The following is a 13,091-nucleotide window of genomic DNA, read 5'->3' on the forward strand; positions in this document are numbered from 1 at the left end:
CAGAAAACCTCCCGAAAAGCTGGCGGCCCCGGTTGGCGGGGCGGTCGATGGGTGTTCGTTATTCCGGAATGAGGACGAGGCGGACCATGGTCCGCCCGCCCCCGGCCTTCGGAAACTCCAGGCGAAGCTCCTCCCCCTCCCGCAGGAAGTGGCCGTCGGCGCGGCGGCGCCAGCCGAGCTGGGGAAGGGTGCGGGCGTAGAAGGTGCGCACCGCGTCCGGCGCCACCGCCCCGCTCAGCACCGCCTCGACGATGCGGCCGGACGGCTTGTCGAAGACCAGCGGCTCGACGCCCGTCGGCTCCAGGCCCGGCATCACCGGCACGTCGCCCATGCCGGCGACGAAGCGCGTGCCCGCACCGGCAGCCGGTTCGGCGGCGAAGGACGGATGGATCGGCCCCGCCCAGCCGGCGAACGCGGCGGCGGAGACGAGAAGGGCGGCGCACGCCGCCCGGACGGAGGCCGGAAGTGCCATCATGGGCCAACACGTATATCAGCGTTGGCGCTGCGGACAATAGAAAGTCGAGCGGCCGGCCTGGACGATGCGGTGCACCCCCCCGGTGCGGGCGACGTCGCAGGTGCAGCCGGGGCAGGGCTCGCCCTCCCGGTCGTAGACCGCGAACTGGTGCTGGAAGTAGCCCAGCTCGCCCGACGCCTGGCGGTAATCGCGCAGGCTGGAGCCGCCGGCGGCGATGGCGCGGGCCAGCACGGCGCGCACCGCCCCGGCCAGCCGCTCCGCCCGCGCGCCCGACACGGTGGCGGCCATGCGCTTCGGGCTGAGGCGCGCCTCGAACAGGGCCTCGGCCACGTAGATGTTGCCCAGCCCGGCCACCACGCTCTGGTCCAGCAGGGCCGCCTTGATCGGCGTCATCCGCCCGGCCAGCCGTTCGGCGAGCACCGGACCGGAAAAGCCGTTGCCCAGCGGCTCCGGCCCCAGCCGGGCGAGCAGCGGGTGCTCCCCCAGCGATTGCTCGGTGGTCAGGTCCATCAGGCCGAATCGGCGCGCGTCGTTGAAGGTGACGGCGGTGCCGGCGTCGGTCACGAAGACCACGTGGTCGTGCCGGCCGGGCTCGCCGGGGCCGCCGGTGTCGATCAGCATGCGGCCGGACATGCCGAGGTGGACGATCAGCACCGTGCCGTCGTCCAGATGCACCAGCATGTACTTGGCCCGCCGCCGCACCGCCGCGACGCGGCGCCCGGTCAGCCGTTCGGCGAATCGGGGCGGAAAGGGCACGCGCAGGTCCGCCCGGTGCGCGGCGACGCGGGCCAGCACACGGCCTTCCAGGTGCGGCGCCAGACCGCGGCAGACGGTTTCGACTTCGGGAAGCTCGGGCATGCCATGACATCTGCACCGTGCCGGGCGCCGGCGCAAGGGCCGCGCTGGACAGGCCGCGGTTGCCGCGGTGATAGTGGGGCCGCCCGTCCAGCCCGTTCCACCCGCCGGGTCCCCGCCCATGCCGACCACCGCCGTCTCCGGGTCCGCGCTCCGCCGCCTGCTTCTTCCGGTTCTGCTCGCCGCGGTGCTGGCCTGCGCCGCACCGGCCATGGCGGCCGACGGCGATCCCGAGCCGCCGCCCACCGCGCCGTCGTGGGTGACCGCCTTCTATAAGGCGCTGAGCTACGAGGCGATCACCGGCTACATCAATATGGGTTCGCTGAGCGCCCGGCCGCCCTACTGGATGACCCGCGGCTATTTCGGGGCCGACGCGGCCACCGGCATCGCCACCTTCTACGCGCACGAGCTGATCTGGTCGGCGCTGGGGCCGGCGCCCGGCAGCGAATCGGTGGCCGCCGTCGGCCTGGGCAAGGCGATCACCTTCCGCGCCGTCGACATGGCGCGCGCCTTCGCCCTGACGCTGGCCTTCACCGGCGACCCGATGACCGCGGCGGGCATCGCCACCGCCTCGGTGGTGGTGGACACCAGCGTCTATCTGCTGAACGAGTACGGCTGGACCCTGTTCGGCCCCCAGCCCCCGGGCACCCCCGCCCCGCCGCCCCTGCCGGTGGCACGACGGTAGAGCATGGCCGGAAACGGGAGCGGAATCGGCGCCCACAGCCACCCGGCACCGATAACGAGCCTGCGCAGCGCGGCGAAGGACATCGGACCGGAGCGTATCCGGTGCATACCGGGTATCCGCGAAAAGCCGGGCCGCACCATCCCCGGAGCGCGAATTTTCTTAGACCGCCACGCTCTCAGATGGTATCGTCTACCCGCAAATGTATGGATAGGGGGTGCCGCCGGGTTGCCCGGGTGGCCGCGACGAGGGTGAGATTTTCCTATGCTTTCTATTTTTTCCAGGTCGCCCGAATTCTGGGAGAAGACGACCCGATCGCAGCGCATGCTGTTTCTGCACATTCCCAAAACGGCCGGCATATCCTTCTATAAGACACTTCAAGACGTCCATGGAGCAGACAACGTCTGGATCCCTTACAAGGACGAAATCGGAAACGCGCGAGAGATTATCCAGATGGACTGGGCAGCTCGCGCGCGTTTCAAGGCGATCGCCGGTCACATGCCGTTCGGTGGTCACGGATTGTTTAACGATTGCGTCTACGCGACGTTCATCCGGCACCCGATCGAGCGGGTTCTCTCCTCATACTTCTTCAATCACGAACGGGAGGATTCGCCAACCTACAAGAGCGACATGGCGGCCAATGTGTCGATCACATCGTTTGCGCAGCAGCATGACAACGTCATGACCCGCTATCTCATGACCAGCCATTTCACCGACGCGACGTATTGGATGTCGTCGGAGGTGGTGCCGGACATCGCGGGACGTTCGTTCCTCGGGTACGATTTCCGGCGCCCGGTCGAAGTGCGCGGGTTCCGATTGAAGCAGTGGAGCCTGGGGGTCACGGATGTCGCCGGCAAAGGCCGAAGGGGCCTCGTGTCGCGTGTGCGGGTCCAGGCGAGCGACGACGGATTCCGGGAGCACTGCGTGACCATCGCCAAGGTCACCCTGGCCAACGATGGTGCGGCGAATCTCTATTCGGTGGCCCCCTCGCGCCCGGCCCGCTATTGGCGCCTGCTGGCCGACGTCAACCCCCAAACCGCGCGGTGGGGGGTCATGACCCTGGCCTTCTATGATCAACCGCTCGATGATGAGGATAAGGCAATGCCGCCGGCCCCCGCATCGGTCGACGGCGAGGCGATCGCCAGCGGTTGGACCGGAGCCTATCGTCCCGCGAATGCGTTTGACGGCTACAACGTGCTCGCTCCCTGGCAGCGGACACCGGGGAGTTTGACGCAAGCGCACTGTGACGAGGCCATCGAGAACCTGCGGGAGTGGGTCGTCATCGGGCTGGTCGAACGCTACGTCGAGTCGCTCGACCTGATGCGGGCCGCCTTCCGCTGGCCCCGTGCGCCGGAGCACCGGGTGAACACCGGCACTGTCCGGCGTCACGCCGGTGTTTTCGGGCCCGGGGTGCAGCGTGAGTTGGAGGCCATCAACCGCTACGACGTGCAGGTCCACCGGGCAGCGGTGACGCTCTTTGAACAGGATCTGAAACACTGGGCACTGCGCCGCGACGACGCGTGATCCCGCCGAATAGACCGTCGCACCCGCACGCCCGCGCTGGCGCGCGCCGGTGCGGCGCGGTATGGTCCGCGCCATGAGCGAGACGCCCCCCACCGACACCACCGCACCGGAAGGCCAGGAGGCCCGCTGGTTCGGATTCCGCCCCGTCGATCCCGCGGCCAAGGCCGGTCTGGTGCGCGCCGTCTTCGACAGCGTGGCCGGCCGCTACGACCTGATGAACGACCTGATGTCGGGCGGCATCCACCGGCTGTGGAAGGACATGCTGATCGACCGGGTGGCGCCGACGGCGGACATGACGCTGCTGGACGTGGCCGGCGGTACGGGCGACGTCGCCTTCCGGTTCCTGGAGCGGGGCGGCGGCCGGGTCATGGTCTGCGATCTGACCGAATCCATGGTGCGGGTGGGGCGCGACCGCGCCGTCGACCGCGGCCATCTCGGCGGCGTGGAGTGGCTGGTGGGCGACGCCATGCGGCTGCCGGTGGCGCCGCGCTCGGTGGACGCCTACACCATCGCCTTCGGCCTGCGCAACGTCACCCACATCGACGACGCGCTGAAGGAGGCGCACCGGGTGCTGCGGCCGGGCGGGCGCTTCTTCTGCCTGGAGTTCAGCCACGTGGTGCTGCCCGTCCTGCGCGAGGTGTACGATCTCTATTCCTTCCGGGTGCTGCCACGGCTGGGCCGGCTGGTGACGGGGGACGAGGACTCCTACCGCTACCTGGTGGAGAGCATCCGCCGCTTCCCGGAGCAGGGGGCGCTGGCCCGGCGGATCGAGGCGGCCGGCTTTGCCTCGGTGCGGGTGAGCAACCTGACCGGCGGGATCGCGGCGATCCATTCGGCCTGGCGCGTCTGACCCGGACCGGCATCCCGTGATCCGCACCGCCCGCACCCTCTACCGTATGGCCGTCATCGCCCGCACGCTGGCGCGCCACAACGCCCTGCCGGAAACCCTGGCCGACCTCGGCCCCGGCCTGGCCCTGGCCTGGCGCACGGTGGCCCGGCGCGACACGCCGGGCCGGACCGGCCAGCGCCTCGCCGCCGCCCTGCGCGACCTCGGCCCCAGCTTCATCAAGCTGGGGCAGATGCTATCCACCCGCTCCGACCTGGTGGGCGAGCGGATGGCGGCCGACCTGGCGGAGCTGCAGGACAAGCTGCCGCCCTTCCCCGGCCACGCGGCGCGCGCCATCGTCGAGGCGGAGCTGGGCCGGCCCATCGAGTCGCTGTTCCTCAGCTTCGACGACAAGCCCGTCGCCGCCGCCTCCATCGCCCAGGTCCATTTCGCGGTGACCACCGACGGGCGCGAGGTGGCGGTGAAGGTGCTGCGCCCCGGCATCGAACGCGCCTTCGAGCGCGACATCGACCTGTTCTGCTGGCTGGCCGAATGGGGCGAGCGGGTGTGGCCGAAGCTGAAGCGCCTGCGCCCGCGCGAGGTGGTGGACATCTTCGCCCGCACCTCGCGGCTGGAGATGGACCTGCGCATGGAGGCGGCGGCGGCGTCGGAGCTGGCGCAGAACTTCGAAGGCGACCCGACCTTCCTCATCCCGCGCATCGACTGGGACCGCACCGCCAGGCGGGTGCTGACGCTGGAGCGCATCCGCGGCGTCAAGGTCGACGAGATGGAGCGCATGGTCGAGGCCGGCTACGACCGTGACGAGATCCTGGCCAAGGCCTCGGCCGGCTTCTTCAACCAGGTGTTCCGCGACGGCTTCTTCCATGCCGACCTGCACCCCGGCAACCTGTTCGTGGTGGAGAACGGCAACATCGCCGCCGTCGACTTCGGCATCATGGGCCGGCTGGACCGGGCGACGCGCTATTACCTGGCGGACATGCTCATCGGCTTCCTCACCGGCGATTACCGCCGGGTGGCGCTGGTGCATTTCCAGGCCGGCTACGTGCCGGCGCACCAGTCCATCGAGCTGTTCACCCAGGCCTGCCGCGCCATCGGCGAGCCGTTGCAGAACAAGCCGCTGAACGAGATCTCGGTGGGCCGGCTGCTGGCCCAGCTCTTCGCGGTGACCGAGCAGTTCGAGATGGAGACGCAGCCGCAACTGCTGCTGCTGCAAAAGAGCATGCTGACCGCCGAGGGCGTGGGGCGCATCCTCAACCCCAACGTCAACATGTGGGAACTCGCCCGCCCGCTCATCGAGGAGTGGATGCGCGAGAACCGCGGCCCGGAGGCGCAGCTTCTCGACGACGTGGAGGCGGCGGTGCGCACGCTGCGCCGCCTGCCCGGGCTGGTGGAGGAGGCCGAGCGCGCCGCCTCCCGCCTGGCGTCGGACGGCGTCCGCCTGCACCCGGATTCCGTCAACGCTATCGTCGACGCCCGCACCAGGCGCCGCCGTGCCGAACTGATCCCCGTGTGGGGCGCCATCGTCTTCCTGGCGCTGCTGGTCCTGGTGGCGCTGTAGCCCTGTCCCGTCGCCGTCCCGTCCGGGCGGATCATGGCGCCGGAGCCGACCGGAACGCCGTGAGCACAACATGGCGATCGGCATGAAGCAACGGCGCGCAAGGCCGCTATGATGCCGTCAGGCCCGCCATTCCGGTTCAATCGTCCGACAGCTCACAGTCCGCCATCTTCGCGTCGGCGAACATCGCGCGGGTGAGGGTCGGGGCGCGCAGGTCGCAGTTGCGCACGCTGGCGTCGGTGAAGCGGGTGGCCATGGCGCCGCCGCTGCGCAGAACCAGCGGTGACGCGTCGCAGGTCTCGAAGCGGCAGAACTGGATGGTCGCGCCGGTGAAGTTGGCGCCGCGGATGTCGGCACCGGACAGGTCGGCGTACTGGATGGTCGCACCGCGGAAGTCTGCCGCCGCGAGGTTGGCGCCCGACAGGTTGACGCCGCTGAGGTCGGCGCCGTTGAAGGACACGGTGGCCAGCATCATGCCGGACAGGTCGATGCCGCGCAGATTGCGGCCGGCGAAATCGGCGCGCTCGCCCTCGCCGCCGCCGCTGTCCACCCAGCGCTGGTGCCGGCGGGCCTGGTCGCGCGCCGCCGCCCGGTTGTCCAGGTATTGGCGGAATCCGTCGTTGAACTGAAGCGCCGCAATGGTGTGCGGCGTCACGTCGAAGATGGTGTTCTCGACCGTGACGTTCGTCAGGTTGACGTCGGCCAGCACCGCTCCGGCGAGGTTGGAGCCGGACAGGTCGGCCCCCGACAGGTTGGCGCCGCTGAGGTCGGCCCCGGACAGATTGGCGTTGCGGATGCGGCAGTTCGTCAGGACCGCCCCGCACAGGGAGGCGCCGGAGAAGTTGGAATGGGACAGGTCGGTTTCCTGGACGATGGCCTGTTCCCGCCGGCCGCCGCTGCCGCGGGGATCGGGGCGGTAGACCATGACCGAGCCCTGCTTCAGGCTGGCGTCCTGCAGCCTGGCGTCGCGCGCGTCGGCGTAATGGAAGCGCACGCCGTTCAGCACCGCCCCCGCGAAATCGGCCTTCGTGAGATTGGTGCGGATGAACAGGCTGTTGGTCAGGTCGGCCCCGGTGAACCGGCTGCCCCCGAGGTTCGAATAGGAGAAATTGCAGGATAGGAAGGTTGCGCCACCGAAGTCGAAGTTCTCCAGAATGACGTGCGACAGATTGGACATCATCAGGTTCAGGCGCTTGCCGCCCTTGCCCGCACGGTGCAGGATGTGGTCGCGCAGCGCCTCGCGCAGGCGGGCGATGCGGTCGGCCTGATCCGTCTCCGCTGCCGCCCGTGACCGTCTGTCGCTGGTGTTCATCGCCGTGGAACCGATCATCGCCCGCCCGCCGCCGGGTTTGTTACCTTGGCAGAAAAAGATTTAGAAGATGGTAACATGATGCTTCGACCGTCCTCCTGAGCCGCGGAAGGGAAAAACGTGCCAGCGTCCGCTACTCTCATGTCGACCAGCGTCGACATCCTCGACGACGATCACGAACAGCTCCTGTACCACCTTCAGAACGTGGCTTACAGCGATGAAATGTCACAGGATGACATAAAGGACATCATCAGTCATGTTCGTGAACATTTTGATCACGAACAACCGTACCTGGCTCTTCTGGGCGGTGAATTGGAGCGCCGCCACGCCTTCGCCCACGCCTGCTTCATCCGCAAGCTGGAGGAGATCGCCGGGATCTGCGAGGAGGCGCCGGAGGCGGCCCGCGCCGACCTGATCGGGGTGCTGGCGCAGTTCATCAGCCACACCAACACCGACGACCAGGAGATCGATGCCGCGCTGCGCCGGCGCGGCATCGTCGCGGCCTGATACGGTCGGCAATTGATCACTTCCATCAATTGCCGACCGTAAAACCCGGCAGATCAATGCCCGGGCATTGATCGAGAGGGTGATACCGGCGCCGCGCGCCCCTACGCCGCGGCGCCGCGCGCCGGCCGGCGGACGGCCCGGACCCTGCCGCTGCGCCCGCCGCCGCAGAAGAAACGGTCGGCGCCGTCGCTCTCCAGCCCCGAGACGCCCGTGCCTGCCGGCATGTCCAGCCGCTCCAGCACCTCCGCCGTCATCGGGTCGATCCGCCGCACGTCGCTCTCATCCCCCTCCCAGGTGCCGTGCCACAACTCCCCGTCGACCCAGGTGACGCCGGTGACGAAGCGGTCGGAGTCGATGGTGCGCAGGACGGCACCGGTCCGCGGATCGACCTGGTGGATCTTCCGGTCCTGATAATGCCCCACCCAGAGCGACCCTTCGGCCCAGGCCATGCCCGAATCGCCGCCCCCGCCGGGAGCCGGGATTGTGGCGACCACCCGGCCGGTTTCCGGTTCGATGGTGTGGATGCGGTCCTCGGCGATCTGGTACAGGTGGCGGCCGTCGAAGGCCGTGCCCGCGTGCGCCGGCACGGCGATGGACCGCACCGCCTCACCGCTGTCCGGATCGACGGCGGTCAGCCCGTCGCCGAAGGCGACCCACACGTGCCGTCCGTCGAACGTCACGCCGTGCACGTGCTCGATCCCGGGAAACGGCCCGTACTCCCGGATGATGTCGGCTTGCGATCGAACCATCTGTCCCTCCGCTGATGTCGTGGAAACGATGGGCCGATGCTAATCGCCGGGCAGAGGGGCCGGGAGTAACAAGGTCGTCGTGAATCCCGGCAGCGGCGGCGTCACCCAGCGCCGGGCCCGCCCGTCGCCGAAGGACTGCACCGCTCCGGCCGCCGCCAGGGCGTCCAGCGCCCGCTGCACGGTGCGCTGGCTGGTGCCCAGCACCAGCGCCAGCGCCGAACTGGACCACGCCTCCCCGTCGGCCAGGACGGCGAGCACGGCGGCGTGCCGCTCCTCCACCGGCCGCTCCAGCACGAGGACCGTGCGGGCGCGCAGCGGGGCCAGCGTGAAGCCCCGCCGGGTGGCGCTCACGGCGGCGAGCGGGCGCAAGGCCGCGCGCAGCCGCCCGACCTCGACCCGCAACCGCGCGCGGTGGGACTCGTCGGCGTGCCGGGCGCCGAACGCCCGCGCGATGAGAGTGTCGCGCGGCACGTCCCCCGGCCACGCCTCCCCCAGCGCGCGGGCCAGCGCGAACAGGACCGGGCGTCTGGCCAGCGCGATCACGGCGGCGCCGTCGCGCACGGCGTGGCGGCAGGCGTCCACCACCAGGGCGTCCGCGCCCTGCAACGCCTCGACCTCGTCGAGCCGGAGAAGCCGCGGCTCCCCGCCGCCGCCGATCAGCCGTGCCGCGGGCGCCTCCAGCACGCGCACCGCGCGCTCCACCTCCGCCGCCAGTGCGGGAATGCCGGCCGCGCGCGCCGCCCGGCCGGCCGTTTCGAGCGCCGCGCGGGCCGGGGCCGTGCGCAGGCGGCGCAGCGCGATGCCGGCGACCACCAGATCGCGGGCGGCCCGCAGGGCCGGTGGCAAGGGAACCGGGTCGAGGGCGGTGAGCGCGCGTTCCGCCTCGTCCAGGCGGCCGATCAGCACCAGACGGCGGATGGCGAGGAGCCGGGCGTGCGCCGCGTTCACGCCGTCGCCGTGCCGCTCCAGGGTCGCCCGCGCCGCGTCGAGGGCCGCCGGCGGCCAGCCCAGGTCGCGCGACGCCAGGGCGATCTCCGCCTCGGCGACGATGCAGCGCGCCCGGGCCACCGCCTCGGCCGGACCGAAGGCGCGCGCCGCGCGCCGCACCAGGTCCCCGGCACGGGCGAAGTCGCCGAGCTGGGCCATGGCGATTCCGCGCAGCGCCAGGGCCGGCGCGTCGTTGCGCAAGGCGATTCGGTTCAGCGCCCCGAGGGGATCCCCGTGGGCCAGCGCGCGCGCCGCGGCGGTGATCAGCGAGTCCATGGGACACCCGTCCGGCGCCGGTGCGCCTGTAGCTACAGCCAGCCGCGGCGGCGGAAGTACCAGAGCGGCAGGACGGCGGACAGCACCATCAGGGCCAGGGCCATGGGATAGCCCCACTCCCACGCCAGCTCCGGCATGTGGGCGAAGTTCATGCCGTAGGCGGAGGCGATCAGGGTCGGCGGCAGGAAGGCGACGGCCGCCACCGAGAAGATCTTGATGATGGCGTTCTGCTCGATGTTGATGAGGCCGAGCGTGGCGTCGAGCAGGAAGTTCGCTTCGTGCGCCAGGAAGCCGGCGTGCTCGTTCAGCGAGCGCAGGTCGCGCGCCAGGGTCTTCAGCGCCGCCTTCTGTTCCTTGCCCAGGCGGCCGGCGGTGACCGAGGTGAGGAAGGCCACCAGCCGGTCCAGACCGGCCAGGCTGTCGCGCACCTTGTGGGTGAGGTCGCCGGCGCGGCCGATGCCGCGCAGCACGTCCTGCAACTCGTCCGGCTTGCGGCGTCCGCCGAAGCCGCGACCGTCCAGACTGTCGGTGAAGATGCGGGTGGACAGGGCGTCGATGCGCGTGCCGATCAGCTCCAGCACGTCGGCGACCCGGTCGATGACCGCGTCGAGGATGCCGAGCAGCGCGTCCTCGGCGCTGGCCAGCAGTTCCGGCTGGCGGCCGGTGCGCGCGGCGAAGGTGGCGACCGAGCGCGGCTCGGTGTAGCGCAGGGTGATCATGTGCCGCGGCGTCAGGACGAAGGTGATCTCCCCCTGTTCCGGACTGGGCGTATCGGCCCGCGCGATGACCGTGGTGGTCAGATAGATGCCGTCGCCCTCGACGTAGAGCTGGGAAGACGCCTCGATCTCCCGCATCTCCTCGCGGGTCGGCAGCTCGCAGCCGGCCAGCCGGCCGACGTGGGCGCGCTCCGCCTCGTCGGGGCGCAGCAGGTCGATCCACACGGTGCCGGGCGGCAGCGGATCATCGGCGCCCAGCGGCTGTTCGATCACCCGCCCGTCCGCACTGCGGGCGTGGACGGTGATCACGGGGCGGCCTCGGCGGGCAGCGGCGCGCCGGCGGCCCGGCAGGCGGCGGTGAGCGTGTTCAGCATCAGGCAGGCGATGGTCATGGGACCGACCCCGCCGGGCACCGGGGTGATGGCGCCGGCCACGGCGCGCGCCTCGTCGAAGGCGACGTCGCCGACCAGGCGCGTCTTGCCCGGCTGGTCGGCGGGAATGCGGTTCATGCCCACGTCGATGACCACGGCCCCCGGCTTGATCCAGTCGCCGCGCACCATCTCCGGCCGTCCGACGGCGGCCACCAGGATGTCGGCGCGCCGGCATTCGTCGGCCAGGTCACGGGTGCGGGAATGGGCCATGGTCACCGTGCAGTCCGCCTGCAGGAGAAGCTGCCCCATGGGCTTGCCCACGATGTTGGAGCGGCCGATCACCAGCGCCCGCCGGCCGGACAGGTCGCGGCCCAGCACGTCGCGGATCAGCAGCATGCAGCCCCAGGGGGTGCAGGGGATGGTGGCGCCGGCCTGGCCGGTGGCCAGCAGGCCGGCGTTGACCACGTGGAAGCCGTCGGCGTCCTTGGCCGGGGCGATGCGGCCCAGCACCGCCTGCGTGTCGATGGCGCGCGGCAGCGGAAGCTGCACCAGGATGCCGTGCACCGCCGGGTCGGCGTTCAGCGCGTCGATCAGCGCCAGCAGCTCCGCCTGCGTGGTGGTGGCGGGCAGGTGGTGGTCGATGGAGTTCATCCCCAGCTCCACCAGCGCCTTTTCCTTGGAGCGGACGTAGACCTGGCTGGCGGGATCGTCGCCCACCAGCACCACGCCCAGGCCCGGCGTCACCCCGTGCCCGGCCTTCAGCGCCGCCACCCCCTCGCCCACCCGGGCCCGCAGGCCGGCGGCGAAGCCCTTGCCGTCGATGATCCTAGCCTCGCCCATCGCCCTGCCCTCCTTGCACCAGCACGCCGAGACGGCGCATCAGTCCATCAGCGCGCCGAGACGGCGCATCAATTCGGCCGGTTCGCCGGCCACGTGCAGCACCTTGTTGCGGTCGGTGGCGCCCGTCACCACCGACAGCGCCGACTTCGGCAGCCCCCAGGCTCCGGCCAGCAGCTTCACCACCGCCGCGTTGGCCTTGCCGCCCTCGGGCGCCGCGGTCACCGTCACCTTCAACGCCAGCCGGCCGGGCGCCGTCTCGGCCACCCCGGCGACCGCGTTGCGCGCGGCACCGGGCGTCACCCGCAGCGTCACCCGCACCCCGTCGGCCACCGCCGTCAGGGGGCCGACGGCCGGATGGTTCAACGCAGGAGCCCGTAATTGACGATCAGGCTTTGCAGGAACCACACGCCGAGCAGGGCGATCAGCGGCGACAGATCGATCCCGCCCAGGTTGGGCATGACGTTGCGGATCGGCCGCAGCACCGGCTCGGTCACCCGGTACAGGAAATCGCTGACCAGATAGACGAAGCGGTTGCCGGTGTTGATCAGGTTGAACGCGACCAGCCAGCTCATCACCACGGTGATGAGGAGCAGCCATTTGAACAGGTCGAGGATGATGTAGACCAACCCGAACAGGGTCGCGACCAACGGCTCCATGACGGCTCTATCCCTCCGGTTTCGCGGCTGGGCAGCACCCTAATCGCGGTCCCCGCCCCTGACAAGCCCCGCCCTCGGCCGGGGTGGTCCCACCCCTTGCGCGCACCGCCCGGCGCTGCCGTGGCGGTCAAAACAAGCGCTTGACAGGACCCGGCGGGATCACCATTATCCCGCCCACGCCGCGCCGGAGACCCCGGCGGGGCGCACCGCAAGCCGGTGTGTGTGGGGCCGTAGCTCAGCTGGGAGAGCGACGCGTTCGCAATGCGTAGGTCGGGAGTTCGATCCTCCTCGGCTCCACCAATTCCCCCCAAGACGTTGATGTGATTGAAAAATCCGTCCTTTCGGGGCGGAGTTCTCCTCGGTGCGACGCGGCCCTGTCGCACACGCCGTCCTCCGAATCGCCCTCTTCGCCTTCGAGATCCGCAACCACAGGCCGTCCGGGGTGTCGCACGTCCGCGTCGCCCAAGCGGCGTCCAATCGGTCTGTGGCTCCGGGGAACGGTGTGGCAGTTCCGGACCCGCGTCCCGGCCGATCTCCGGCCTGTGATCGGCCGAACGCACGTCAACCGGTCCCTCCGGACCAACAGCTACCCCGATGCCGTCCGGACAGCCCGCCGGGTCGCGTTCGAGATCGAGACCGAGTTCGAGGCGATCCGCCGGGGCGTCGGGCACGATTCGGAGGACGCCGTGAGCGACAGGGCCGCGTCGCCGATGCCGACCACGCCCACGGTGATGACCGCCAC

The 13,091-nt window shown here is 70.6% G+C and carries 15 protein-coding genes and 1 tRNA gene; 7 read left to right on the plus strand and 9 right to left on the minus strand.

All coding sequences use genetic code 11. The features are described 5' to 3' along the window. Positions 1–58 precede the first annotated feature (58 nt). Both G472_RS34115 and mutM read right to left on the minus strand, forming a co-directional pair. Positions 59–475 (minus strand): hypothetical protein, encoded by a 417-nt coding sequence (locus tag G472_RS34115; protein WP_051340985.1) that lies wholly within the window; start codon positions 473–475, stop codon positions 59–61. 15 nt (positions 476–490) lie between these two features. Further along, positions 491–1,333: a bifunctional DNA-formamidopyrimidine glycosylase/DNA-(apurinic or apyrimidinic site) lyase gene (gene mutM, locus G472_RS0118215; RefSeq protein ID WP_029009515.1), complete on the minus strand. Its 843-nt coding sequence runs from the start codon at positions 1,331–1,333 to the stop codon at positions 491–493. Between the two features lie 118 nt (positions 1,334–1,451). On the opposite strand from mutM, the gene G472_RS0118220 reads away from it, so the two are divergent. The 4 genes from G472_RS0118220 (at position 1,452) to ubiB (ending at position 5,941) form a co-directional block, all read left to right on the plus strand. Then, positions 1,452–2,015 (plus strand): DUF2061 domain-containing protein, encoded by a 564-nt coding sequence (locus tag G472_RS0118220; RefSeq protein ID WP_029009516.1) that lies wholly within the window; start codon positions 1,452–1,454, stop codon positions 2,013–2,015. A gap of 261 nt (positions 2,016–2,276) precedes the next feature. Then, positions 2,277–3,536 carry a sulfotransferase family 2 domain-containing protein gene (locus G472_RS0118225; RefSeq protein WP_084536749.1) on the plus strand — a complete coding sequence of 420 codons (1,260 nt, stop codon included), beginning with the start codon at positions 2,277–2,279 and terminating at the stop codon, positions 3,534–3,536. A 73-nt stretch (positions 3,537–3,609) separates the two neighbouring features. Next, a complete protein-coding gene (locus tag G472_RS0118230) occupies positions 3,610–4,386 on the plus strand; it encodes a class I SAM-dependent methyltransferase (protein WP_051340989.1) in 777 nt (258 codons plus the stop codon). A 16-nt stretch (positions 4,387–4,402) separates the two neighbouring features. Further along, on the plus strand, positions 4,403–5,941 hold the full coding sequence (gene ubiB, locus G472_RS0118235; protein WP_029009519.1) for a 2-polyprenylphenol 6-hydroxylase: 1,539 nt from the start codon (positions 4,403–4,405) through the stop codon (positions 5,939–5,941). A 136-nt stretch (positions 5,942–6,077) separates the two neighbouring features. Here ubiB and G472_RS0118240 read toward each other — a convergent pair whose 3' ends face one another. Then, positions 6,078–7,268 (minus strand): pentapeptide repeat-containing protein, encoded by a 1,191-nt coding sequence (locus tag G472_RS0118240; RefSeq protein ID WP_029009520.1) that lies wholly within the window; start codon positions 7,266–7,268, stop codon positions 6,078–6,080. Positions 7,269–7,388: 120 nt separating this feature from the next. Here G472_RS0118240 and G472_RS0118245 point away from each other — a divergent pair, with 120 nt between their 5' ends. Further along, entirely contained in the window at positions 7,389–7,754 is a 366-nt protein-coding gene (locus G472_RS0118245) for a hypothetical protein (protein ID WP_029009521.1), read from the plus strand. Between the two features lie 101 nt (positions 7,755–7,855). On the opposite strand, the gene G472_RS0118250 is transcribed toward G472_RS0118245, so the two are convergent. The 6 genes from G472_RS0118250 to G472_RS0118275 are packed head-to-tail and all read right to left on the minus strand — an operon-like array spanning position 7,856 to position 12,349. Then, a complete protein-coding gene (locus G472_RS0118250; RefSeq protein WP_029009522.1) occupies positions 7,856–8,503 on the minus strand; it encodes an NHL repeat-containing protein in 648 nt (215 codons plus the stop codon). Between the two features lie 39 nt (positions 8,504–8,542). Beyond that, a complete protein-coding gene (locus G472_RS0118255) occupies positions 8,543–9,766 on the minus strand; it encodes a hypothetical protein (RefSeq protein ID WP_029009523.1) in 1,224 nt (407 codons plus the stop codon). A 32-nt stretch (positions 9,767–9,798) separates the two neighbouring features. After that, a complete protein-coding gene (locus G472_RS0118260; RefSeq protein WP_029009524.1) occupies positions 9,799–10,791 on the minus strand; it encodes a magnesium transporter CorA family protein in 993 nt (330 codons plus the stop codon). Further along, on the minus strand, positions 10,788–11,693 hold the full coding sequence (gene folD, locus G472_RS0118265; RefSeq protein WP_029009525.1) for a bifunctional methylenetetrahydrofolate dehydrogenase/methenyltetrahydrofolate cyclohydrolase FolD: 906 nt from the start codon (positions 11,691–11,693) through the stop codon (positions 10,788–10,790). The genes G472_RS0118260 and folD overlap by 4 nt, the downstream gene beginning before the upstream one ends. 39 nt (positions 11,694–11,732) lie before the next feature. Beyond that, entirely contained in the window at positions 11,733–12,056 is a 324-nt protein-coding gene (locus G472_RS0118270; RefSeq protein WP_029009526.1) for a DUF167 domain-containing protein, read from the minus strand. Then, complete coding sequence (locus G472_RS0118275) at positions 12,053–12,349, minus strand: YggT family protein (protein WP_029009527.1); 297 nt, start codon at positions 12,347–12,349, stop codon at positions 12,053–12,055. Before G472_RS0118275 ends, G472_RS0118270 begins: the two co-directional genes overlap by 4 nt. Before the next feature lie 224 nt (positions 12,350–12,573). Here G472_RS0118275 and G472_RS0118280 point away from each other — a divergent pair. Both G472_RS0118280 and G472_RS39800 read left to right on the plus strand, forming a co-directional pair. Beyond that, positions 12,574–12,649: transfer RNA gene (locus tag G472_RS0118280), tRNA-Ala, on the plus strand. Positions 12,650–12,891: 242 nt separating this feature from the next. Continuing rightward, positions 12,892–13,091 (plus strand): DUF6538 domain-containing protein (locus tag G472_RS39800; protein ID WP_029009528.1); only part of this gene is annotated, 200 nt, incomplete at its 3' end.

This window comes from Azospirillum halopraeferens DSM 3675 (assembly GCF_000429625.1).
In the GTDB taxonomy this organism is placed as follows: domain Bacteria; phylum Pseudomonadota; class Alphaproteobacteria; order Azospirillales; family Azospirillaceae; genus Azospirillum; species Azospirillum halopraeferens.